Raw genomic sequence first — 22125 nt, 5'->3', positions numbered from 1 at the left:
CTTAGTATTATCGGCTGCAAAAATATAACAAAATCTATTATGCATACATAGTAAATTTAAACTTTAACACATTATTTGAAAGAATGATAAAAAAAAAGCTAAAAACACCATTTAAAACGAATTATAACACCGCTCCATTCAGAATAATTCAAACAGAAGACTATTTACCTACTTTCAAGGAAGCAATTTTAATGGCAAAAGCAGAGATTGACAGCATAGTTAATAATCCTGATAAACCTTCTTTTGAAAACACCATTGAAGCACTAGATTTCTCTGGTGAACAGTTAGATAGAATTTCTAGTATTTTCTTTAATTTAAATTCTGCTGAAACTAATGAAGAAATTCAAAAAATTGCTCAAGAAGTATCACCATTATTATCAGAATTTAGCAATGATATAACTTTAAATGAAGATTTGTTTAAACGTGTAAAAACAGTTTACGACTCTAAAAACAAATTAAATTTAACCACCGAACAATCAACACTTCTAGACAAAAAATATAAAAGTTTCTCTAGAAATGGTGCAAACCTGCCTGAAGAGAAAAAAATTAAACTTAGAGAGATTGACAAAAAACTAAGTCAGTTAAAATTAAAATTTGGCGAGAATGTATTAGCAGAAACTAACAAGTTTGAAATGCTAATTACTAATGAAGATGACTTATCTGGATTACCTGATGGAGCCATAGAAGCGGCAAAACAAGTTGCTGAATCAAAAGAAAAAGAAGGCTGGTTATTTACATTAGACTACCCCAGCTATATACCTTTTGTTACATATGCAGACAATAGAGCTTTAAGAAAAAAAATGACTTTAGCTGCAGGCAGTAAAGCATTTAATAATAATGATTTAGACAACCAAGCTAACGTTTTAGAGATAACAAAACTAAGGCATTATCGCGCTAAACTTTTAGGTTATAAAACACATGCGCATTTTGTTCTTGAAGAACGTATGGCAGAAACTCCAGAAAAGGTTCTTAAATTTTCAAATGAGTTACTAGAAAAAGCAAAACCAGCCGCTAAAAGGGAATTTAAAAACCTAGAAAAATTCGCTAAAGAGTTAGATGGTATTGATCAGTTACAGAAATGGGATGGCTCTTATTATTCTGAAAAATTAAAACAAAAACTGTTTAGCTTAGATGATGAACAGTTAAAACCATATTTCAAATTAGAAAACGTAATTAACGGTGCTTTTGCTATCGCTAATAAGTTATTCGACTTAAATTTTGAAGAAATTAATACTATTGATAAATACCATGAAGATGTTTTAACTTATAAAGTTACAGACTCCAAAGGTGAATTTATTTCTGTTTTTTATGCCGATTTTTTTCCAAGAGCAGGAAAACGTAATGGTGCATGGATGACATCATACAAACCACAGTACATTAAAAATGGTGAAAATAGCAGACCGCATATTTCAATAGTTTGTAACTTCACTAAACCTACAAAAACAAAACCATCATTACTTACATTTAATGAGGTTACTACTCTTTTTCATGAGTTTGGTCATGCACTACATGGTATGCTTGCTAATACAACCTACCCTAGTTTATCGGGAACAAGTGTATATTGGGATTTTGTGGAATTACCAAGTCAAATTATGGAAAACTGGTGTTATGAAAAAGAAGCTTTAGAATTATTTGCAACACATTATGAAACTGGTAATGTAATTCCTATGGATTTAGTTAATAAAATTAAAGAATCAGCCACCTTTCATGAAGGCATGCAAACGTTGCGTCAATTAAGTTTTGGACTGTTGGATATGAGTTGGCATGGTCAAGACCCAACAAATATAAAAGATGTTAAGGCCTTTGAAACTGAAGTATTTAAAAACACATCATTATACCCTGAAACAAAAGAAACATGCATGAGCACATCGTTTTCTCATATTTTTCAAGGCGGATATGCTTCAGGCTACTACAGCTACAAATGGGCCGAAGTTTTAGATGCAGATGCTTTTGAATATTTTAAAGAAGAAGGAATCTTTAATAAAACAGTAGCAAGTAAATTTAAAGACCATGTTTTATCTCAAGGAGGAACAGACAACCCTATGACCTTATATAAACTATTTAGAGGTCAAGAACCTAAGCCTGAGGCGTTGTTAAAACGCGCTGGATTAATTTAAATAATTATAAAAAAGGTTGTGCTTTGTTGTTCAACCTTTTTTATAAAAATAAACTTTCAATAATTATTGAAAGTTTAGAAATTATATTTATATTTGTCTAATGGAATACCAAGAAGCAAAAGATAAGTTTATAAGTACATGGGGCAGTTTAGGTACATTATGGGGCATAAACAAAGCTATGGCTCAAATACAATCTCTACTCTTTATCTCTACAAAAGCACTATCAATGGAAGAGATTATGGAAGAGCTTAAAATTTCTCGAGGAAATACTAGTATGAATTTGCGTCAATTAATGGACTGGGGCATTGTAACAAAAGAACTAATTCCAGGTGAACGTAAAGAGTTTTTCACAACTGAAAAAGATGTGCAAGAACTTGCAAGACATATTGCTAAGGAACGTAGTAGAAGAGAAATAAAACCTGTTATTAAAATACTAAAAGAGGTGTCTTCAATTAAAGATGATGGCACAGAAAAAACTAAAGAGCTTATTAAACAAACAAAAGCTTTGTATGATTTAGCTGAAACAGCAGATGCTATGATGAATAAAATAGTAAACCAAGAACAAAATTGGATTACTAAGTCGTTATTGAAATTGATTAAATAAAAAATTTAAAATATACTTTCAATTTTTTCTGAAAGTTTAAAAACATGAATTCAAACACAACATATAAAACATTAAATATTTTAATTGCTTTTGTCTGGATAATAAACGGACTACTTTGCAAGGTGCTAAATCTAGTACCTCGCCATCAAGAAATTATTGAACGGGTTTTAGGTAATAATGATTTACGAACTATTACCATTTTATTTGGAGTGTCTGAAATTATTATGGCTATCTGGATTTTAAGTAATTATAAATCTAAAATAAATGCCATTGCACAAATAGTCATTGTTGGAACTATGAATGTTATAGAATTAGTATTAGCGCCAGATTTATTGCTTTGGGGTAATGTTAATTTTTTATACGCATTAATATTTTTGATAATAGTGTATTACACGAATTTTAAAATAAAGAAAAAGCATGTTATTGTTTCTTAAAAATCATCCTTTTGCAGTTGAAGCCTTTTTTGAAAGCTCGCTAGTATTAACTTTTGCAGTTCCAAAAGAAGAATTACAAAGCATGTTACCCGAATGTTTAGAGTTAGATATTTATAACGATACTTATGCTTTTATTGCTGCCGCTATGGTCCAAACAAAAAATTTAAGACCAAAAGGATTCCCTGAATTTATGGGTAATAATTTCTTTTTAATTGGCTTTCGCATATTTGTTCGTTACACAACAAAAGATGGTAAACGATTACGTGGATTGTTCATTTTAAAATCTGAAACAAATAAGAAAAAGATGGAATTTATGGGCAATATATTTACTCATTATAACTATACAACAACAGATATAAAACAAAAAGTACATGGCAGCACTAAAGAAATATCATCCATTAAATCTGATTTAAAAATCTCAATGGATACTTGTGAAAATAATGAAATTCTTTTACCAAAAAATTCTCCTTTTAAAAACTGGAAAGAGGCAAGACGATTCGCAGGTCCATTACCTTATACTTTTACATACAATGAAAAAACTAAAGAGGTTTTAATTATTGAAGGTGTGAGACAAAACTGGAAACCAAAACCAACTAAAATCATTAACTATCACATAAGTTTTATAGAATCTCTAAAACTAAAAAATACTGTTTTAGCTAATGCTTTTACTATTGAAAACATACCATATTATTGGAAAAAAGGAAGAAAAGAGTTATGGAAATAAATAGAAAAAAATTTCAAGGTGTATTAAACATACTAAGTTTTAACAGACACTTTTATATGTACGGTTTATGTGTTTTATGTCTTATAACAATAAGTTATTTCATGTTTCAATGGTCAACTAATTTGTTTTGGATTATAGTAACTGCATTTGGTTATGGGTTGTTAATGCCTCTATTTATTTCTGCTTATGTTTATGACTTTTCTGGATATTATAATTTTAATTGGTTAAAAAAAATAGACTTATATAATTCAAAACCAAAACAGATTATAAATATTAATGCTGGTTTTGATGAAACAAGTTACATGCTTAAAAACCATTTTCCAGAATCAAATTTAAAAGTTTTTGATTTTTATAATGCCCAACAACATACAGAGAAAGCAATTATAAGAGCTAGAAAAGTTAGTTTAGTATATCCAAATACAGAACAAATAAAATTTAATATAATTCCTCTTAAAGATAATTCGGTTGATATTATATTTTTACTTTCTGCTGTTCATGAAATAAGATCATTACAAGAAAAAATTGAGTTTCTAAAAGAATGTCACAGATTATGTAAACCTAACGGAACAGTAATTATGGTAGAGCATTTACGCGATTTACCAAATTTTTTAGCATTCTCAATTGGGTTCACCCATTTTTTCTCAAGAAAAACATGGAAAAAAGCATATAAAAGTGCAGGTTTCTTAATATTCAACGAAACCAAATTCACACCATTTATGTCTGTTTTTAACAGCAAACCTTAAACAAATATATATGTATATTCACTTAAAAATAATTGGAATTCTACTTATACTTTTAGCCCTAATTCACATCTTTTTTAACAGATACTTTAAATGGGAAACAGAATTAAAACCTTTAAGTTTAATTAATAAGCAGATGATGACAACCCATACCTTTTTTATAGCTCTAACGGTGTTTTTAATGGGATTGCTTTGCTTATTGGCTTCAACAGAACTTATTGAAACTAGTTTGGGAAAAAAAATATGCTTAGGCTTAGGTGTCTTTTGGGGTTTAAGACTGTTTTTTCAGTTTTTTGTGTATTCACCAAAACTTTGGAAGGGCAAAAAGTTTGAAACAAGTATGCATATACTGTTTTCTTTATTTTGGATATATTTTAGCACAACCTTCTTTATTGTATTTTTTAATAACTAAAACAGATTAAAAGAACCACCTGCTTTTTTGTATTTTATTCAAAAAAAAAGCTTCATATTTTTCTAAATATAAACTAAAGATATTTCAAATTCACACATAAAATCAAGGCTCTCAATAACACTCAAAACAATTAATAAGGATGTATTTAAGAAAATATTTAATGAAGCAACCTACTATTATAAAAATTAACTATTTTTACCATAAAACTATGCCAAATCATATTATAAATCCAAATAAGTGGATCGACTTATATGCCGATTACCTATTCAATTACACTATTTCGCGTGTAAGTGATAGAGAAAAAGCACAAGACTTAGTGCAAGACACATTTTTGGCTGGTTTAAAGTCCATGAAAAACTTTAAAGGAGAAGCGAGTGAACGCACTTGGTTAATTTCTATTTTAAAACGAAAAATCATTGATCATTACCGTAAAATTAATTCTAATAAAGGGAAAGCAGAAGTAAGAATTAATTATAATGATTCTGAAAGTGAAGGAGATTGGCTGGAAGAACGTGTTGCAGACCCTTTTGATAAAACTGCTGAAGACACTATGCAAAACAACGAGCTTAGTGATGCTATATACAATTGCTTAGGGAAACTACCACAAAAGCAGGCAGATGTTTTTAAAATGAAAACCATTCAAGGTTTTGAAACAGAAGTTATTTGTAATGAATTAAATATTACAGCGTCTAACCTTTGGGTTATCATTCATAGAGCTAGAACAGCCATGGCAGATTGCCTAAAAGAAAATTGGTTTTAATTATGAGTAAGTTAAAGTTTATGATTCCTTGTGACGAAGCAAATCATGTTTGTGATAAATCACAATATAAAGATGCAAGCTTATGGGAAAAAGTTATATTAAACATTCATTTAATTTATTGTAGAGCTTGTAGAAAATACTCAAAAAATAATGGAATTCTTTCCAAAACAATAAAAAAAGCAGAAGTAACTTGTTTGGATAAGGAATGTAAAGAAAACATGAAAAAAGACCTTAATAAAGTTTTAAAAGAAATTTCTAATTAAAAATTAGCAGCAGTACAAGCCAAACTATTGGCAATCCTTCCACAAAAAAAGAACAATAATACTTATTTTGTTCTATCTTACTAAATAGCACAAATACCAACGTTATAATTGTAATAATCAACAAAGCTATAATAGAATTTATATGGGTTTCGTCTTTTAAAAATTCTAACAAGAAAAAAACTACCAAAAGCATTACACCAAGCCATTTTGTCTTTTTAACTCCAAGTTTTTGAGGTAAAGTTGAAAGGGTTAAATTATCATATTTTAAATCTCTAATTTCAAAAGGAATCATTAATACAAGTACAAACAAAAAACGTTGAATCCCTAACACTACAACATCAGTATTCACAGTATAATCAATATTAATTAACGGAATAAAAACTGTTACTCCTGCCCAAACCAAAGCAATAACAAAAACTTTTAAACCACTAACATTTCTTAAAGTAGTATTCTGTTTGGTGCTAAATGGAATAGCATACAAAATGGTTAATAAAGCAAAACAAGCAATAAACACATGTGTTTTAACTGTGAGTTGAACAGCATAATAACCCATTAAAACAAAGCATATAAAAGATACTATTTGAATCAATTTTAACCAATTTGCTAACTGTTTATGGCGAAACTTAGCAACTCCAAAATACTTCACAAAATTATAGCCAGTTATTGAAGCATAAAACACAAAATATAATATAGATTCTGAATAACCTAAACCAAGTGTTATTAGTGTAATCCATGTTAACGAATACACAGACAAAGCCACGTGAATACTACTGTTTATATAAAAATTAAAAACCTGTTTTAAAAACACCATAAAGCAAATGTAATTAAAGTGTTGATAACGTTTGTGAATAGTTAAAAACTTTCCTTTTTGCTTAATTAAACACATCAAATATTACGTATTTTTGCGAATTATATAATAAATTACTTCTTAATGAATACAAACGCTTTCGCTTTGCGTCATATTGGTCCAAGAGAAGTCGACCAAAAACTCATGCTAAACACCTTAGGTTTAGACTCTTTAGACCAATTAATCTACGAAACTATTCCAGACGATATAAGATTAAAAAAAGGTTTAAATTTAGACGAACCTATGACAGAACATGAGTATTTATTACATATTCATGATTTATCTAAAAAAAACAAAGCTTATAAAACATACATAGGTTTAGGCTATCATCCAACTATTTTACCAGCAGTTATTCAACGAAACATTCTTGAAAACCCAGGATGGTATACAGCCTACACACCATATCAAGCAGAAATAGCTCAAGGTAGATTAGAAGCCTTATTAAATTTTCAAACTATGGTTATAGATTTAACTGGTATGGAAATCGCTAATGCCTCTTTACTAGATGAAAGTACTGCAGCTGCAGAAGCTATGAGTTTACTTTTTGCTGTTAGAGAAAGGGATCAGAAAAAAGCAGGAATAAATAAGTTTTTTGTTTCAGAAAACATTTTACCTCAAACCTTATCTTTATTACAAACAAGAGCATACCCTATTGGAATTGAATTAGTAATAGGCAAAGAAAAAGATTTTGATTTTACTGAAGATTTTTTCGGAGCTATATTACAGTACCCAGGAAAAGACGGGCAAATTACAGATATAAAATCGTTTATAAACCAAGCAAATAAATCTAGAATAAAAGTTGCTGTTGCAGCAGATATTTTGAGTTTAGTAAAACTAGAAGCTCCGGGTAAGTTTGGGGCCGATGTAGTTGTTGGCACCACACAACGTTTTGGAATCCCAATGGGTTACGGTGGGCCTCATGCTGCTTTTTTCGCAACTAAAGAAGCGTATAAACGCGATTTACCTGGTCGCATTATAGGTGTAACTAAAGATGCTAATGGTAATCGAGCATTACGTATGGCACTTCAAACACGTGAGCAACATATAAAACGAGACAAAGCCACATCTAACATTTGTACCGCGCAGGTATTATTAGCAGTTATGGCAAGTATGTATGCTGTTTACCATGGACCTAAAGGCTTAAAGTTTATTGCAAATAAAGTACACAACAAAACTGCAAGTTTAGCAAAAGCATTAGAGAAGTTAGGCTATAAACAAATAAACACATCTTATTTTGATACGCTTCAAATAAAAACTAAAGCTAAAAAAATTAAAAAATTAGCTACTAAGAAGAAAGTTAATTTATTTTATCCCGATTCAGAAACGGTTACAATTTCAATTAATGAAACTACTGCTATTCGAGATATTAATTATTTAATTGCACTTTTTGCTGAGGCAGCTAAAAAAGAAACTATAATAATTTCAGATGTTGAAAAATCAAATAATATTTCTGAAACCGTGCAAAGAAATACAGAATTCTTAACGGAGCCTGTATTTAACACCTACCATTCAGAAACTGAATTAATGCGATACATCAAATCTTTAGAACGCAAAGATTTAGCATTAAATCATTCAATGATTTCACTTGGGTCTTGTACAATGAAATTAAATGCAGCTTCAGAAATGCTGCCGCTTAGTTGGTTTAAATGGGGTAATATTCATCCATTTGCTCCTTTAAAACAAGCCAAAGGATATTTGAATGTTTTAAAATTTCTTGAAGATCAATTAACTGAAATCACAGGTTTTGCAGCTACGTCTTTACAACCAAACTCTGGTGCTCAAGGTGAGTTTGCTGGATTAATGGTTATAAAAGCCTATCATGAATCTAGAAATGACCACCATAGAAACATATGCTTAATCCCATCTTCTGCACATGGTACAAACCCAGCTAGTGCGGTAATGGCAGGCATGAAAGTAGTTGTTACTAAATCAACTGAAGAAGGTAACATTGATGTTGACGATTTACGAGAAAAAGCAGAATTACACAAAGAGAATCTTTCTGCTTTAATGGTTACATATCCATCTACACATGGTGTTTACGAATCAGCCATTAAAGAAATTACTAAAATTATTCATGATAATGGCGGGCAAGTCTATATGGATGGAGCAAACATGAATGCCCAAGTTGGATTAACCAATCCAGGAAATATTGGTGCCGATGTTTGCCACCTTAATTTACACAAAACCTTTGCTATTCCTCATGGTGGTGGTGGCCCTGGCGTTGGCCCTATTTGTGTAGCAAAACAACTTGTACCATTTTTACCCGGAAACCCGTTAGTTAAAACTGGTGGAAGCAAGGCTATATCAGCTATTTCTGCAGCGCCTTTTGGTTCTGCCTTAGCATGTTTAATATCTTATGGATATATTAAAATGCTTGGGGCAGAAGGATTAACAGAATCTACTAAAATAGCTATTTTAAATGCTAATTATATAAAACAACGTTTACATGGAAGTTTTGAAACCTTGTATTCTGGTGAGCGTGGTCGTGCCGCACATGAAATGATTGTAGATTGCCGCCCATTTAAAGCCAATGGCATAGAAGTTACAGATATAGCAAAACGACTTATGGATTATGGTTTTCATGCTCCTACAGTATCATTTCCTGTAGCTGGCACCTTAATGATTGAACCTACTGAAAGTGAAAGTAAAGCTGAAATAGATCGCTTTTGCGACGCTATGATTTCAATAAAAAAAGAGATAGACAACGTATCAAAAGATAATGATAATAATGTGCTAAAAAATGCACCTCACACACTAGAAATGGTAACTGCAAACGAATGGCATTTCCCTTATTCTCGTGATAAAGCTGCATTTCCACTAGATTATGTAAGAGATAATAAATTTTGGCCAAGTGTTAGACGTGTTGATGATGCATACGGTGACAGAAACTTAATTTGTTCCTGCGTGCCTATTGAAGCTTATACATAGGTATAAATTAGCATGTTGAACATCGTAATTTACAATGAAATACAAATTGCCATAAACTAAAAACTACATAATTTAGTATGCACGCATAACACAAATAGTAAATTTCTATTTTTATGAATATAAAAATTACTGGCACAGGAAGTTATATCCCAGCAAACATCGAAAAAAACGAAGACTTCCATAATCATGAGTTTCTAAATAGCGATGGATCTGCCATAAAAGCACCTAACGAGATTATTGTAAGGAAGTTTAAAGCAATTACTGGTATAGATGAACGTCGTTATGCAAAACCTCATTTAAACACTTCAGACCTCGCCTCTTTTGCTGCCGAAAAAGCTATTGAAAATGCCAAAATTAATCGTGAAGATTTAGATTACATCATAGTTGCACACAATTATGGAGATGTTAGACATGATAGTATTCAAAGTGATACTGTACCAAGTATAGCCTCAAGAGTAAAACACCTACTTAGAATTAAAAACCCAAAATGCGTAGGGTACGATTTACTTTTTGGATGCCCAGGTTGGGTTCAAGGTGTTATTCAAGCCAATGCATTTATAAAATCTGGTATTGCAAAAAAATGCTTGGTTATTGGAGCCGAAACATTATCTCGTATTATAGACCCTCATGATAGAGATTCTATGATTTATAGTGATGGGGCAGGTGCAGTAATAATAGAAGCTACAGAGGAAACAGGCGGCTTAATTGCTCATGAATCTGCTACATTTGCTTTAGATGAAGCACACTTTATTTATTTTGGCGAAACAAATAAGCCTGAGATTGAAGATAACAGACGTTACATTAAAATGTATGGTCGTAAAATTTATGAGTTTGCATTAACCAATGTGCCTTTGGCTATGAAAACTTGTTTAGATAAAAGTGGTATTTCTATTACTGATGTAAAAAAAGTATTAATTCATCAGGCTAACGAAAAAATGGATGAAGCCATAGTAAAACGCTTTTATGAATTATACGATATGGAAATGCCAAAAGGTATTATGCCAATGAGTATTGGTAAGTTAGGAAACTCTAGTGTCGCTACCATACCAACTCTATATGACCTTATTTTAAATGGTGATTTAGAGAATCAAGAAATAAATAAAGGTGATGTCATTATGTTTGCAAGTGTTGGAGCCGGTATGAATATTAATGCTATTGTTTATAAGCAGTAATCATGTACGAGAAAACCTTTCCGAATAAACGTTTTAAGCTTACATTAGAATTTTTAGAAAAACATATATCAAAAACTGAAACCATTTTAGATTTAGGTGTAGTAAATCCATTTACTAAAATCATGATAGAAGAGGGATTTTCAGTTGAAAACACCAAAGGTGAAGATTTAGATATTGACACTACAACCATTGAAAAATCTGAAGCAAATGTTGTTACTGCTTTTGAAATATTTGAACACCTACTATCTCCTTTTACCGTTTTAAAATCTATCAAATCAGACAAGTTAGTTGCTAGTATACCTCTCAAATTATGGTTCTCTTCAGCTTATAGAAGCAAAACAGATATGCTAGACAGACACTACCATGAATTTGAAGATTGGCAATTTGATTGGTTACTAGAAAAAGCAGGCTGGAAAATTATTGATAGGCAAAAATGGACAAATCCAACAAAAAAAATTGGCATTCGACCAATTTTAAGATGGTTTACACCACGTTATTACATTGTTTACGCAGAAAGAGTTTAAATTTGCTTTCTAATCTTTTACACTTTGAACTTCTACATTATCATTCCTGCTCACAATGAAGCTGATTCTATTGGTCTTACGCTTCATTCTTTGGTTAATCAAACCCTGAAACCTAAGCAAGTAGTTATAGTAAATGATAACTCAACAGATAATACACAATCGATAGTTGAAGAGTTCACTAAGAAGCATTCATTTGTTACTTTGGTTAATAACAAATCTTCTAACAAGCATCTGCCTGGCTCAAAAATTATAAATGCATTTTATAAAGGTTATGAAACTTTAGATAGTAATTATGATGTGATTTGTAAGTTTGATGCCGATTTAATTTTCCCTAACAACTATTTAGAAAAAATAGCATTTCATTTTAAAAGCAATAATAAACTTGGTATGGCTGCTGGATTTTGTTATATAGAAAAAAATGAAAAATGGGTTTTAGAAAATTTAACAAATAAAGACCATATTCGTGGAGCCTTAAAAGCATATAAAAAAGATTGCTTTCTAGAAATAGGAAAATTAAAACCCTCAATGGGTTGGGATACCGTTGATGAATTGCTTGCTAAATATTACAACTGGGACATTTTAACCGATGAAACTTTACATGTTAAGCATTTAAAGCCTACTGGTATTAGTTATAATAAGGCTTCTAAATATTTACAAGGTGAAGCCATGTACAAAATGCGTTATGGCTTTACAATCACATTAATTTCTGCGCTTAAGTTAGCTTATAAAAAAGGAAATTTTTCTTTATTTAAAGATTACATGACAGGTTATTTTAAAGCCAAAAAAGAAAAGATTGAATTTTTAGTTTCTGAAAGTGAAGGCCAATTTATAAGAAATCTTCGTTGGAAAGGTATGCTTAAAAAGTTTAGTTAAAACTCCAACCTTTATAACTGCTTGAAGCTTCAAGTTTATCTTCTAATTCATCTTCTAATTCAGGAAAAAAATCAATTCCAGTTAATGCTTCTACTTCATCAACTGAAACAACAAACTTATATAGTGGTTTATTCGAGTTTTTATGTGGCATCAAAAATGCAATCATTTTGGTTTTACCAGTATTATTATCAATTAACACTTTATAAAATTGATTGGGTACCGAAACATGTTCTTTCCCAATATCTTTCATATTTCCTTTCAACACTCCTCCGGTCACTACATAAACGCCATCATATTTTCTTGCCCAGTAGCGCACTTTTTGTTCTAAAGTATTCCAAATTCCAGAATTAAATTGATGCTCTTGTGGGCTAATATTACTTGTTAAAAAAGTTTCATCATGTGCTTTTTTCGTATATCTTCTATCTCCTGCAGGGCAAAGATGTCCGCGATCATAACCAGAGTTTTTATAATTCCTCCAACTTGCCGCACCTGTTTTTACAGCCTTATCAATTTCGAAATAAGGGCGTTTATGGTTGGTGCTTGATAGGTGAGTTTTTTTTAATTCGTAAGCCACCCATTCAGCTTGTTCGTGGGTTTCATTATATGATAATGAATAACCTTCATGATGTACAATTTGCCCAGTAGTACTGGTAGGCAAAAAGTATTCGTTAGTATTGGTTTTAGTAGCTTGTCCTTGGGTAATAATTTCAGCTTTTTCTTCTTCACCCAAAAAATATTCAAAAGCATAAACAGCTAAAACAATAACTAAACCTACAATAGCGTAAATTGTTCTTTTATTCATTATTCTAATACAAAATCTAATGGCTGCCCAATGGCGAAATTAGGAAAACTAATACCTAAAAGAGCCGACATTGTTGGAGCTATATCTGTGATTTCGGTTTTCTTAAAGGTTTGCCCTTTTTTAATTCCTTTTCCAAAAAACAATAAAGGTACATGCGTATCATAATTTAAACCACTACCATGTGTTGATCCCGTTTTACCATAAGATATATAAGCAGGATCATTTAATAAAATAACATCTCCAGAGCGTTTTTGGTTAAATCCTTTTTGTAATAAAGCTTCAATACCATCTGTAAAATTAACCGAACTCATTGTAATACCCGTATAAGCTTTCAACACATGTGGGTACTTAATTTGCTCATTAACGATAGCTTCTTGTACATTATTTATGTTTAAATCGAGATCCTTAAGTTTTTCTTTGTTTAAAAATATCTGATTATTACTCATATTTTCAACAATATCAGTTGTTCCGTATGTATTGGTTAAAAATTTATTAAACCGCTCTTTACTAGCTGCATTATTTAAATATCCAGCAGGAATTTTTAATGATTGTAAATAAGCAGGTACATCAACAGCTCCGTGGTCTGAAGTTAAAAACACGGTATATTCTCCAACACCTACTTCTGTATCTAACGCCTCGAATATCCTTTTCAATTCTAAATCTAAACGTATATAAGTATCTTCAATTTCTTTAGAGTTTACACCAAAATTATGACCAATATAATCGGTGCTTGAAAAACTTACTGTTAAAATATCAGTAAAATTATCTTTCCCTAATTGTTCTGCTTTTATAGCTTCAATAGCAAAATCTGCAACTATACTATTTCCATAAGGTGTTGCTTTTAAAATATCATATCCTGAATTTTGTTTTGCTAACTTTTTTATATCATAAGGGAAGGTAGCTGTTTCTTTTCCTTTAAATCCTCCTTCAAAATTATTTAAATCAGAACCACTTTCTGTATACGTTGAAATATCATAAAGCGTATTCCATTCTTTTAAATAAGACTTATTGATTTTAGAAGCATTAAAATTATTTACCCAATTAGGCAAACTCTTCATGTAATATGTACTAGAAATAAAATGACCTTCCTCTTTCCCTCTAAACCAATATGCGGCATTAGCAGCATGACCCGCAGGTAAAATAGCCCCTCTATCTTTTATTGAAATACCAATAGTTTTCCCTTTAGATTGTGTAAACAATCGGTTTTCATCAGTAAACGTTGTTGTTTGCATTCTGTGTGGAGACATACGCTCTAATTTAGAGTCTGAACCAACAGCCAAAACCGAATCATCTTGTGCGCAATAAACCATTGCTTTTATTTCCTTGTCATACCAATTATTACTAATTATCCCATGGTATTTAGGTGTGGTTCCTGTATAAATTGAGGCATGGCCAGGGCCTGTGTATGTAGGCACATAATTATAATGGTTATTCTTGCAATTAAACCCTTCATTCATCATACGCTTAAATCCTCCTTCTCCATATTTATCATTAAATCGGGTTAAATAATCAAATCGCATTTGATCAACAACAATACCTACTACTAACTTAGGTTTTTCATTTTGAGCTAAAATAGATACTTGAAAAGATAAGAGGAATAAAAGAGATAAAAAATACTTCATTATATTATTAATTTTATAAATCAAAAATACGCATATTAACGCATCATTATTTAAAATTAAGGTTAAATACCACTAAGTTTTTTTACTTTAGCAAATACAAATTTGTATATGACTTACCTACATAACATAGGCGCTTACTTTTTAATGATAAAAGAAATGTTTCGTAAACCCACAAAATGGACTGTTATGAAACAATTAATACTTAAAGATATAGACGATTTAATAATAGGATCTCTAGGTATTGTAGCCTTTATTTCCTTTTTTGTTGGTGGTGTTGTTACCATTCAAACAGCATTAAATATAGACAACCCATTAATTCCTAAATATCTTGTTGGTTTTGCCACAAGACAATCAATTATATTAGAATTTGCACCCACATTTATGTCTATTATAATGGCTGGTAAAGTGGGGTCGTTTATCACCTCTAGTATTGGTACCATGCGTGTTACAGAACAAATTGATGCATTAGAAGTTATGGGTATTAACTCGTTAAACTATTTAGTATTTCCGAAATTTATTTCATTATTACTTTATCCTTTTATAATTTCTATTGCTATGTTTTTAGGGATTTTAGGAGGTATGGCAGCCTGTGTTTATGGCGGTTTTAGTACTCTAGAAGATTATAATGTTGGAATTCAAACCGATTTTGAAACTTTTCATGTCACTTATGCCTTTATAAAAACCTTTGTGTTTGCTTTTGTTTTAGCTACTATTCCATCTTTTCATGGGTTTTACATGAAAGGTGGTGCTTTAGAAGTTGGTAAAGCTAGTACAACATCTTTTGTATGGACTAGTGTTGTAATTATTGTATTAAATTATTTCTTAACCCAAATGTTATTAAGCTAATGATAGAAGTTAATAATTTACATAAATCATTTGGAGATGTTGAAGTTTTAAAAGGAATTAGCACCACTTTTGAAAAAGGCAAAACAAATTTAATTATTGGTCAAAGTGGATCTGGTAAAACGGTATTTTTAAAATGTTTACTAGGACTGTTTGATTATGAAGAAGGCACCATTGCTTACGATGGAAAAATATTCTCGCTACTGTCTGAAGATGAGAAAAGAAATATAAGAGCAGAAATTGGCATGGTATTTCAAGGGAGTGCTTTATTTGATTCTATGACTATTGCAGAGAATGTAATGTTCCCGCTGCAAATGTTTACAAAGCAAAGTAAAAGCGAAATGGAAGATCGTGTAGATTTTGTATTAAAACGTGTTAATCTAGATGATGCTCATAAAAAAATGCCAAGTGAAGCCTCTGGTGGTATGCAAAAACGTGTTGCCATAGCTCGTGCTATTGTAAATAAACCAAAATATCTGTTTTGTGATGAACCTAACTCTGGTTTAGATCCAAAAACAGCTATTGTAATTGATAATTTGATTCAGGAAATAACCGACGAATACCAAATTACTACAGTAATAAATTCTCATGACATGAATTCGGTTATGGAAATTGGAGAAAAGATAGTTTTCTTAAGAAATGGTTTAAAAGCATGGGAAGGTTCCAATAAAACCATATTTAAAACAGATAACGAAGTAGTAACCGATTTTGTTTATTCTTCAAATTTATTTAAAAAAGTACGTAAAATGTACTTAGAAGAAAATGAGTAATTCTTACTTATTAATTTCAAACTAATATTTAATAATAAACACCTGGTTTTAGTTGATTCTATTAACAACTAAAGTATCTAAATGAAGTTTAAACTTTAACCACTTTTCTAGTTTTTCTTTATCCTTTATTCTTAAATCTTCTTTAGCCAAAGAATCAACCCATTTTACAGAGAATACTGAAATAGTATCCATTTTTGTAAAATTTGAATTAATAACATTAGCGTATGATAATTGCTCTATTGTTTCGTAATTAATTTTTATTTCTTTAACAAGCTCATCAAATGCTACATAATTCTTTTCGAGTTTTGAGAGTTGCTGAACCTTGCTTTCTAAATAAGCTATTTTTTGAGTTTGTGATAATAGATCTAAAGAGTCTCTAGCTCTTAGCTGCTCCATGTATTTAAAATTATCTAAGTTTTTAGATCTATTTTGATTAATGACTAATTCACTATTTGATAATGCACTATAATTCCTCATTCTACTTTGTAAAAGAGAAATAGTTGTTTCAGGAATTTCATCTAAACCAAAAGTATTTAATTCTATTTTACTAATCTCATCGGTTTCATACTTATAAATGGCATTGTTTTTAATGTATTCGCCATGTGGTAAAGCAGTTAATTCATTTTCAACAAACAAACCAGCATCTCTTTTAAAATTACTTTCTCGGTATACATCTACAAAAGTAAAACCTGCTGGAATCATGACCACAATTGCTAACAATGTAGCCATTCTTGATATAAAAAGTCTTTTTTTAGAATTCGCATATTTAAGCATTGGAAACCTTAATAACTTAAGTACTAAAAATGTAGCTAAAGCTATAAATATGGTATTTATTGTAAAGAGATACATAGCACCTCCAAAATATGCGAAGTTTCCTTTTGCTAAACCATAACCAGCTGTACAAAGAGGTGGCATTAAAGCCGTAGCAATTGCTACACCAAATATTACAGATGCTATAGTCCCTTTTTTTGTACGTGCTATAATTAATGCTAAACCACCAAAAAATGCTATTAACACATCACGAATATCTGGTTTTACACGACCTAAAAGCTCGTTTGTATCTTCACTTAAAGGAAAAAATTTAAAAAACAGGAAGGCTGTTAATAAACTCAATACAATCATAGTTGCTAAGTTGATTAACGACCTTTTAAGAGTATCAATATCATTTATTGCAATGGATAAGCCTATTCCTAAAATAGGTCCCATAAGTGGTGATATTAACATGGCACCAATAACAACAGCTGTAGAGTTTGCATTTAATCCAATAGAGGCTACAAATATTGAGCACACTAAAATCCATGCCGTAGCGCCTTTAAAAGGAATATCTCCTTTTATAGCTTGAATAGTAGCATCTCTATCTGTATCATCTCTAAAATCTAAAAGTTCTTTTATAAACTTTTTGGTACTGGCTAAAAGTCCTTGAGCATCCTTTCTAACATTTTCTTTAGATTGTTCTACATCTTGCTCCTTTTTTAAAGCTTCTGCTTTTGCCTCTTCTTCAGAGAAATTAAACTTACTCTCTTCACTCATGATTAACCATATTGTTCTCCAAATTTATCTTTTACCTGTTGGAGTGTTTTCTTAATATCTTGCTCTTTAGACTTAGGAAAGATAAGCAAAACTTCGTCTTTATCAACAATAATGTAATCTTTGATACCATCAACAACAACTATTTTATCGTTTTTAGTTCGTATCATATTACCAGAAGAATCTGTTGATAATGTTCTAGCATTTACAACTGCATTATTTGATTCATCTTTATCTAATTTATCGTATAAACTGCCCCAAGTACCTAGGTCATTCCAATCAAATTCTGCTGCAATTACTTTTACATTACTCGATTTTTCCATGATTGCATAATCAACTGATATGTTTTCTGCTTTTGGATAATTATCTTTAATAAAATCATCTTCAAAATCTGTATTATACACAGAAATACCTTTTTCGAATAAGCTGTATAATTCTGGCTGATTATTTTTAAATGCTTCAACAACACTTTTGGCACTCCACATAAAAATACCAGCATTCCATAAAAAATTACCTTGATCTATAAAGCTTTTCGCTGTTTGATAATCTGGCTTTTCTCTAAACTGGTTTACAGATTTTATGGTTTTAGAAGAATTTTTATCAAATTCTATATAACCATAACCTGTATTTGGAAAGGTTGGTTGAATTCCTAAAGTCATTAAAGCATTGTTTTCAGAACAATAATCAAAAGCTTGTTGTACATTTTTAGAAAACGTTTTTTCATCTTCAATCCAATGATCGCTTGGCGCTACAATCATAACTGCATCTGGATTTTCTTTCTGAATTTTTAAAGACGCATATAATATACATGGCGCTGTGTTACGCATTGCAGGCTCTAATACTACTTGACGTTGTTCAACTTCAGGTAATTGTTCTAAAACCAAATCATTATAACGCTCGTTAGTTAGAATAAAAATATTTTCTTTTGGAATTAAATCTGCTAAACGGTTAAATGTTTTTTGAATTAAGGTGTCACCAGTTCCAAGCATATCATGAAACTGTTTTGGAAAATCTTGTGTACTTACTGGCCAAAATCTAGATCCAACACCTCCGGCCATTAATATGGCATAATAATTTTTATTCATTTTTTTTATTTATCAATTCTACTTCTGCATTTGGGTTAAAAAGATACATTCTTCCTGATTTTATTTCAAGACATTCGTAACGTTTTACTCGTTTTTGTCCCATTTTAAAAATCTTCCCATTATATAATTTAAATGTTTCACCCAAAGGTACTTCAAAAATAAATGTTTTATTATTGGGTTCGTCAAATTGCTTTAAGGCTAAGGCCAATTGCACATCTGTGTCGCTGGATGCTTTTGGATTTTTAAAATGCTTTGCTAATAAAGGTAAAATATTATTAGGAAAAATTTCTGGATTAATAAATGGTAACATTAAATGTTGAAATGTATGTTTCCATTCCTTACCGTGTGGTTTTATAAATTTTCCATAAATATTATAAGCTTCGAAATGTGCAATCTCATGTACTAAAGTTATTAAAAAACGGTAGCTATTTAAATTTGAATTTATTGTTATTTGATGCTTTCCATTAGGTAACCTCCTATAATCCCCATGTCGCGTCTTTCTTTCATTTTTAACTTTTACCGATAAATTATCTTGCTGTAAAAGCTTAAGAACTGCTGATACTGCATTTGAAGGAATATAGTCTTGGAGCTGATTTTGCATTACTGCTAAAATAGTAGAATTCTTTCAAATATACACCTGACTCACTTAAGTTTGAAAGAAAAATATAATAAATACTTTAAAACAAATTTGTTTTTTATGCTTACTTAATAAAAATCATAACATTCCTATAAGCTTATCCATTCTATCAAAAGTCTTATTCGCTTCGCCTGCTAGTTCATTATTATAATCGTGTTCAATGTATCCAAATACATCAAATCCGCCTAATTTGGCTGCTCTTACACCAGATATACTATCTTCTACAACCAAACATTCTTCTGGCTTAAAACCCATAGTTTCTGCTGCCCATAAGAATATATCTGGTTCAGGTTTCCATTTTTGTATTGCATAACAACTAAAAATATTACCTTCAAAAAAAGGCAGTAGACCTGTAATTTCAAGGTTTAATCTAATTTTATTTTCTGGCCCACTAGATGCTACACAAAAAGGTAAATTTTCAACAACGTCTTTGATACCTTTAATAGGTTGAATTTTTTTTCGAAAAGTTTCAAATGTATTGATACGATAATCAGATTCAAAATTAATAGGTAAAGGGTTACCTATTCTTTTAGAAATTAATGCCATACAAGAATTAAGCGACTTCCCCTTTAAATCAATCATTGATTCTTTAAAATCCATATTAGCACCCAAATAGTTAGCCATATCAACTAAAACACCTATGGCAATAGATTCGCTGTCAATTAAAACACCATCACAATCAAAAATTATACATTTGTATTTACTCATAAATTACGGTGTAGAATTAGACACTTGCATTAATTTTCCATTATAATACTTATTTCCGTTTACAGCGAAATCTTGAATATATTCGGCCATTTCCAAAGCAGTTATAGGCGCTTTATAACCAGGAAAAGCCTCTTCTAACATTTCGGTTTGAACTGCTCCTAAGGCTAGAACGTTAAATGAAATACCAGAATCTTTGTATTCTTCAGCAAGTAATTCTGTTAGAGTGATTATTGCTGCTTTACTTGAACTATACGCAGCTAGTCCTGGGAACTTCATACTACCTTGTACACCACCCATTGAGCTTATAGCAACCACATGACTGTCTTTTTTCATGAAAGGCAACACAATTCTTGTTAACTCAGCCACACCAAAAACATTTGTTTTATATACTTTTTCAAAATCATCCATTGATGTTTCAGAAAAAGGCTTGTTTAAAAGTGCTCCTGCGTTATTGATTAAAACATCAACATGCTGCCATTCTTTATTTATAAAATCAACAACTTTTTGATAGGCATTATTATCATTCAAATCAAATGAAAAACAAGTTACTTGTTTTAATTTTAAATTTTTTATTGGCATCTCATTTCTTGAAAGTGCTAATACATTATGTCCTGCATTGGCAAACAGTTGCACTAACTCAAAACCGATACCTCGGCTTGTACCAGTTATTATAATATTTTTACTCATAATTCATTTTTATTTCCTTTGTTGGTGCATTTATCATGCCTTGTAAGCCAAGAATCATTTTATTAATAAAATTAGTCATATGGCTATAATCCATTTTATCTGCCTCATCATCAACATGATGATAATAATCGAAATTCGTAAAATCGAAAGTAGATATGGCATGTGCTGGTACTTTAAAAGCTTCATAAAACGGATAATTATCTGATCTCATAAATAATTGAAACTCTTTTGCTTTTGGAAAAAAACCTATTATTTCAGAACCTCCATAACTATTTAATTGTTTTGCCATATTAGATTTATCGTAACCAGATATATAAGCCATAATTTCATTTTCTGCTCTAGGCACTCCTATCATTTCAAAATTAATCATCGTATATAAATCAATATTTTCTTTTTTTAGTCTTTTAGCTAAATGACTAGAACCTTTCAACCCCATTTCTTCAGCAGCATACAAAGTGAACAATATGCTTCTTTTATTACTCTTTGTATTTGAAAAATACTTAGCCCATTCTAAAACTGCTACTGTACCAGAAGCATCATCGTTTGCACCGTTTGCAATCACATCACCTAGTACTTCTTTTCCTTGACCAATATGATCATAATGAGCTCCAAGAATTACAAACTCATTTTTTAATTTAGGGTCATTTCCTTCAACATACCCCACTATATTATATCCAATTATTTTTTCAATATTAAAGCTATCTCTATAAGTTTCGAAATAGGGTTTAATATTATTTTGTTTAAAAAAACCCTCAATAAAGACCGCAGCCTTTTCAATACCTTTACTGCCAGTATTTCGACCTTCTAATTCATCAGACGCTAAGTATTCTAAACTAGATTTTATCTCATTTAAAAGTGCATAATTCTCAATTACAATATCCTTGTTAGAAATAGTGTTATTGCTTTTTTCTTCTGATTCTGAAACTCCTTTACTAATAGAATCAGGATTAGTTTGAATAATTTGCCTTTTTTGCCCAATACAACTTACTATTACAGCTAATACTAGTAAACCAATAATTTTTTTCATGGATTTTTTATTTAAAGAT

General features: G+C 30.7%; 23 protein-coding genes. 14 read left to right on the top strand and 9 right to left on the bottom strand.

Annotation, left to right across the window (positions count from 1 at the left end; all coding sequences use genetic code 11):
* The first annotated feature begins 83 nt into the window (after window positions 1–83).
* The 8 genes from Q0842_RS05405 to Q0842_RS05370 all read left to right on the top strand — a co-directional run bounded on the left by Q0842_RS05405 (window position 84) and on the right by Q0842_RS05370 (window position 6054).
* Window positions 84–2117, top strand: a complete 2034-nt coding sequence (locus Q0842_RS05405) for a M3 family metallopeptidase (protein WP_298495191.1) — start codon at window positions 84–86, stop codon at window positions 2115–2117.
* A gap of 100 nt (window positions 2118–2217) precedes the next feature.
* On the top strand, window positions 2218–2721 hold the full coding sequence (locus tag Q0842_RS05400) for a MarR family transcriptional regulator (RefSeq protein ID WP_298495188.1): 504 nt from the start codon (window positions 2218–2220) through the stop codon (window positions 2719–2721).
* Between the two features lie 44 nt (window positions 2722–2765).
* On the top strand, window positions 2766–3155 hold the full coding sequence (locus Q0842_RS05395; RefSeq protein WP_298495186.1) for a DoxX-like family protein: 390 nt from the start codon (window positions 2766–2768) through the stop codon (window positions 3153–3155).
* Window positions 3139–3879, top strand: a complete 741-nt coding sequence (locus Q0842_RS05390; RefSeq protein WP_298495185.1) for a DUF2071 domain-containing protein — start codon at window positions 3139–3141, stop codon at window positions 3877–3879. The genes Q0842_RS05395 and Q0842_RS05390 overlap by 17 nt, the downstream gene beginning before the upstream one ends.
* A 101-nt stretch (window positions 3880–3980) precedes the next feature.
* Window positions 3981–4622, top strand: coding sequence for a methyltransferase domain-containing protein (locus tag Q0842_RS05385; RefSeq protein ID WP_298495184.1), 642 nt, complete (start codon window positions 3981–3983; stop codon window positions 4620–4622).
* Window positions 4623–4632: 10 nt separating this feature from the next.
* Window positions 4633–5031, top strand: coding sequence for a hypothetical protein (locus Q0842_RS05380; protein ID WP_298495183.1), 399 nt, complete (start codon window positions 4633–4635; stop codon window positions 5029–5031).
* Between the two features lie 208 nt (window positions 5032–5239).
* Window positions 5240–5791 carry a sigma-70 family RNA polymerase sigma factor gene (locus tag Q0842_RS05375; RefSeq protein ID WP_298495422.1) on the top strand — a complete coding sequence of 184 codons (552 nt, stop codon included), beginning with the start codon at window positions 5240–5242 and terminating at the stop codon, window positions 5789–5791.
* A gap of 2 nt (window positions 5792–5793) precedes the next feature.
* On the top strand, window positions 5794–6054 hold the full coding sequence (locus Q0842_RS05370; protein WP_298495181.1) for a hypothetical protein: 261 nt from the start codon (window positions 5794–5796) through the stop codon (window positions 6052–6054).
* On the opposite strand, the gene Q0842_RS05365 is transcribed toward Q0842_RS05370, so the two are convergent.
* Complete coding sequence (locus tag Q0842_RS05365; protein WP_298495180.1) at window positions 6047–6865, bottom strand: hypothetical protein; 819 nt, start codon at window positions 6863–6865, stop codon at window positions 6047–6049. The genes Q0842_RS05370 and Q0842_RS05365 overlap by 8 nt on opposite strands.
* A 120-nt stretch (window positions 6866–6985) precedes the next feature.
* Here Q0842_RS05365 and gcvP point away from each other — a divergent pair, with 120 nt between their 5' ends.
* From gcvP to Q0842_RS05345, 4 genes are all read left to right on the top strand, one after another.
* Complete coding sequence (gene gcvP, locus Q0842_RS05360; protein WP_298495178.1) at window positions 6986–9829, top strand: aminomethyl-transferring glycine dehydrogenase; 2844 nt, start codon at window positions 6986–6988, stop codon at window positions 9827–9829.
* 113 nt (window positions 9830–9942) lie between these two features.
* Window positions 9943–11001: a 3-oxoacyl-ACP synthase III family protein gene (locus Q0842_RS05355; RefSeq protein ID WP_298495177.1), complete on the top strand. Its 1059-nt coding sequence runs from the start codon at window positions 9943–9945 to the stop codon at window positions 10999–11001.
* Between the two features lie 2 nt (window positions 11002–11003).
* Entirely contained in the window at window positions 11004–11525 is a 522-nt protein-coding gene (locus Q0842_RS05350; RefSeq protein WP_298495175.1) for a methyltransferase, read from the top strand.
* A 24-nt stretch (window positions 11526–11549) separates the two neighbouring features.
* Window positions 11550–12398, top strand: a complete 849-nt coding sequence (locus Q0842_RS05345) for a glycosyltransferase family 2 protein (RefSeq protein ID WP_298495173.1) — start codon at window positions 11550–11552, stop codon at window positions 12396–12398.
* Here the strand turns inward: Q0842_RS05345 and Q0842_RS05340 are convergent.
* Together Q0842_RS05340 and pafA are read right to left on the bottom strand one after the other, a co-directional pair.
* The gene (locus Q0842_RS05340; RefSeq protein ID WP_298495171.1) at window positions 12391–13200 is read right to left on the bottom strand and encodes a DNA/RNA non-specific endonuclease; all 810 of its coding nucleotides are present in this window, start codon (window positions 13198–13200) and stop codon (window positions 12391–12393) included. The genes Q0842_RS05345 and Q0842_RS05340 overlap by 8 nt on opposite strands.
* Window positions 13200–14822 (bottom strand): alkaline phosphatase PafA, encoded by a 1623-nt coding sequence (gene pafA, locus Q0842_RS05335; protein ID WP_298495170.1) that lies wholly within the window; start codon window positions 14820–14822, stop codon window positions 13200–13202. Before pafA ends, Q0842_RS05340 begins: the two co-directional genes overlap by 1 nt.
* A 108-nt stretch (window positions 14823–14930) precedes the next feature.
* Between pafA and Q0842_RS05330 the strand changes: the two genes are divergently transcribed.
* Window positions 14931–15668, top strand: a complete 738-nt coding sequence (locus Q0842_RS05330) for an ABC transporter permease (RefSeq protein ID WP_298495168.1) — start codon at window positions 14931–14933, stop codon at window positions 15666–15668.
* Complete coding sequence (locus tag Q0842_RS05325) at window positions 15668–16435, top strand: ATP-binding cassette domain-containing protein (protein ID WP_298495160.1); 768 nt, start codon at window positions 15668–15670, stop codon at window positions 16433–16435. Before Q0842_RS05330 ends, Q0842_RS05325 begins: the two co-directional genes overlap by 1 nt.
* A gap of 48 nt (window positions 16436–16483) precedes the next feature.
* On the opposite strand, the gene Q0842_RS05320 is transcribed toward Q0842_RS05325, so the two are convergent.
* The 6 genes from Q0842_RS05320 to Q0842_RS05295 form a co-directional block, all read right to left on the bottom strand.
* Window positions 16484–17965 (bottom strand): DUF389 domain-containing protein, encoded by a 1482-nt coding sequence (locus Q0842_RS05320; protein WP_298495157.1) that lies wholly within the window; start codon window positions 17963–17965, stop codon window positions 16484–16486.
* A gap of 2 nt (window positions 17966–17967) precedes the next feature.
* The gene (locus tag Q0842_RS05315) at window positions 17968–19047 is read right to left on the bottom strand and encodes a mannose-1-phosphate guanylyltransferase (protein WP_298495155.1); all 1080 of its coding nucleotides are present in this window, start codon (window positions 19045–19047) and stop codon (window positions 17968–17970) included.
* Window positions 19040–19648: a SprT-like domain-containing protein gene (locus tag Q0842_RS05310; protein WP_298495152.1), complete on the bottom strand. Its 609-nt coding sequence runs from the start codon at window positions 19646–19648 to the stop codon at window positions 19040–19042. The genes Q0842_RS05315 and Q0842_RS05310 overlap by 8 nt, the downstream gene beginning before the upstream one ends.
* Window positions 19649–19762: 114 nt before the next feature.
* Entirely contained in the window at window positions 19763–20392 is a 630-nt protein-coding gene (locus Q0842_RS05305; protein WP_298495149.1) for an HAD family hydrolase, read from the bottom strand.
* 3 nt (window positions 20393–20395) lie between these two features.
* Window positions 20396–21079: an SDR family oxidoreductase gene (locus Q0842_RS05300; protein WP_298495146.1), complete on the bottom strand. Its 684-nt coding sequence runs from the start codon at window positions 21077–21079 to the stop codon at window positions 20396–20398.
* Window positions 21072–22106, bottom strand: coding sequence for a M20/M25/M40 family metallo-hydrolase (locus Q0842_RS05295; RefSeq protein ID WP_298495143.1), 1035 nt, complete (start codon window positions 22104–22106; stop codon window positions 21072–21074). Before Q0842_RS05295 ends, Q0842_RS05300 begins: the two co-directional genes overlap by 8 nt.
* Window positions 22107–22125 lie beyond the last annotated feature (19 nt).

Origin of the sequence: uncultured Algibacter sp. (genome assembly GCF_947495675.1) — a bacterium.
Lineage (GTDB): Bacteria > Bacteroidota > Bacteroidia > Flavobacteriales > Flavobacteriaceae > Algibacter_B.
Note: the sequence above shows the minus strand (reverse complement) of the source record. Positions and strands in the feature narration are given on the sequence as shown.

Bases quoted from the DNA above. Each gene is read 5' to 3' on its own strand.
- Q0842_RS05320 (WP_298495157.1), bottom strand. From the start codon at position 17,965: ATGAGTGAAGAGAGTAAGTTTAATTTCTCTGAAGAAGAGGCAAAAGCA.
- Q0842_RS05325 (WP_298495160.1), top strand. From the start codon at position 15,668: ATGATAGAAGTTAATAATTTACATAAATCATTTGGAGATGTTGAAGTT.
- Q0842_RS05365 (WP_298495180.1), bottom strand. From the start codon at position 6,865: ATGGTGTTTTTAAAACAGGTTTTTAATTTTTATATAAACAGTAGTATT.
- Q0842_RS05305 (WP_298495149.1), bottom strand. From the start codon at position 20,392: ATGAGTAAATACAAATGTATAATTTTTGATTGTGATGGTGTTTTAATT.
- Q0842_RS05315 (WP_298495155.1), bottom strand. From the start codon at position 19,047: ATGAATAAAAATTATTATGCCATATTAATGGCCGGAGGTGTTGGATCT.
- Q0842_RS05405 (WP_298495191.1), top strand. From the start codon at position 84: ATGATAAAAAAAAAGCTAAAAACACCATTTAAAACGAATTATAACACC.
- Q0842_RS05400 (WP_298495188.1), top strand. From the start codon at position 2,218: ATGGAATACCAAGAAGCAAAAGATAAGTTTATAAGTACATGGGGCAGT.
- Q0842_RS05370 (WP_298495181.1), top strand. From the start codon at position 5,794: ATGAGTAAGTTAAAGTTTATGATTCCTTGTGACGAAGCAAATCATGTT.
- pafA (WP_298495170.1), bottom strand. From the start codon at position 14,822: ATGAAGTATTTTTTATCTCTTTTATTCCTCTTATCTTTTCAAGTATCT.
- Q0842_RS05380 (WP_298495183.1), top strand. From the start codon at position 4,633: ATGTATATTCACTTAAAAATAATTGGAATTCTACTTATACTTTTAGCC.
- Q0842_RS05355 (WP_298495177.1), top strand. From the start codon at position 9,943: ATGAATATAAAAATTACTGGCACAGGAAGTTATATCCCAGCAAACATC.
- Q0842_RS05390 (WP_298495185.1), top strand. From the start codon at position 3,139: ATGTTATTGTTTCTTAAAAATCATCCTTTTGCAGTTGAAGCCTTTTTT.
- Q0842_RS05295 (WP_298495143.1), bottom strand. From the start codon at position 22,106: ATGAAAAAAATTATTGGTTTACTAGTATTAGCTGTAATAGTAAGTTGT.
- Q0842_RS05300 (WP_298495146.1), bottom strand. From the start codon at position 21,079: ATGAGTAAAAATATTATAATAACTGGTACAAGCCGAGGTATCGGTTTT.
- Q0842_RS05350 (WP_298495175.1), top strand. From the start codon at position 11,004: ATGTACGAGAAAACCTTTCCGAATAAACGTTTTAAGCTTACATTAGAA.
- Q0842_RS05340 (WP_298495171.1), bottom strand. From the start codon at position 13,200: ATGAATAAAAGAACAATTTACGCTATTGTAGGTTTAGTTATTGTTTTA.
- gcvP (WP_298495178.1), top strand. From the start codon at position 6,986: ATGAATACAAACGCTTTCGCTTTGCGTCATATTGGTCCAAGAGAAGTC.
- Q0842_RS05385 (WP_298495184.1), top strand. From the start codon at position 3,981: ATGTTTCAATGGTCAACTAATTTGTTTTGGATTATAGTAACTGCATTT.
- Q0842_RS05375 (WP_298495422.1), top strand. From the start codon at position 5,240: ATGCCAAATCATATTATAAATCCAAATAAGTGGATCGACTTATATGCC.
- Q0842_RS05310 (WP_298495152.1), bottom strand. From the start codon at position 19,648: ATGCAAAATCAGCTCCAAGACTATATTCCTTCAAATGCAGTATCAGCA.
- Q0842_RS05330 (WP_298495168.1), top strand. From the start codon at position 14,931: ATGACTTACCTACATAACATAGGCGCTTACTTTTTAATGATAAAAGAA.
- Q0842_RS05395 (WP_298495186.1), top strand. From the start codon at position 2,766: ATGAATTCAAACACAACATATAAAACATTAAATATTTTAATTGCTTTT.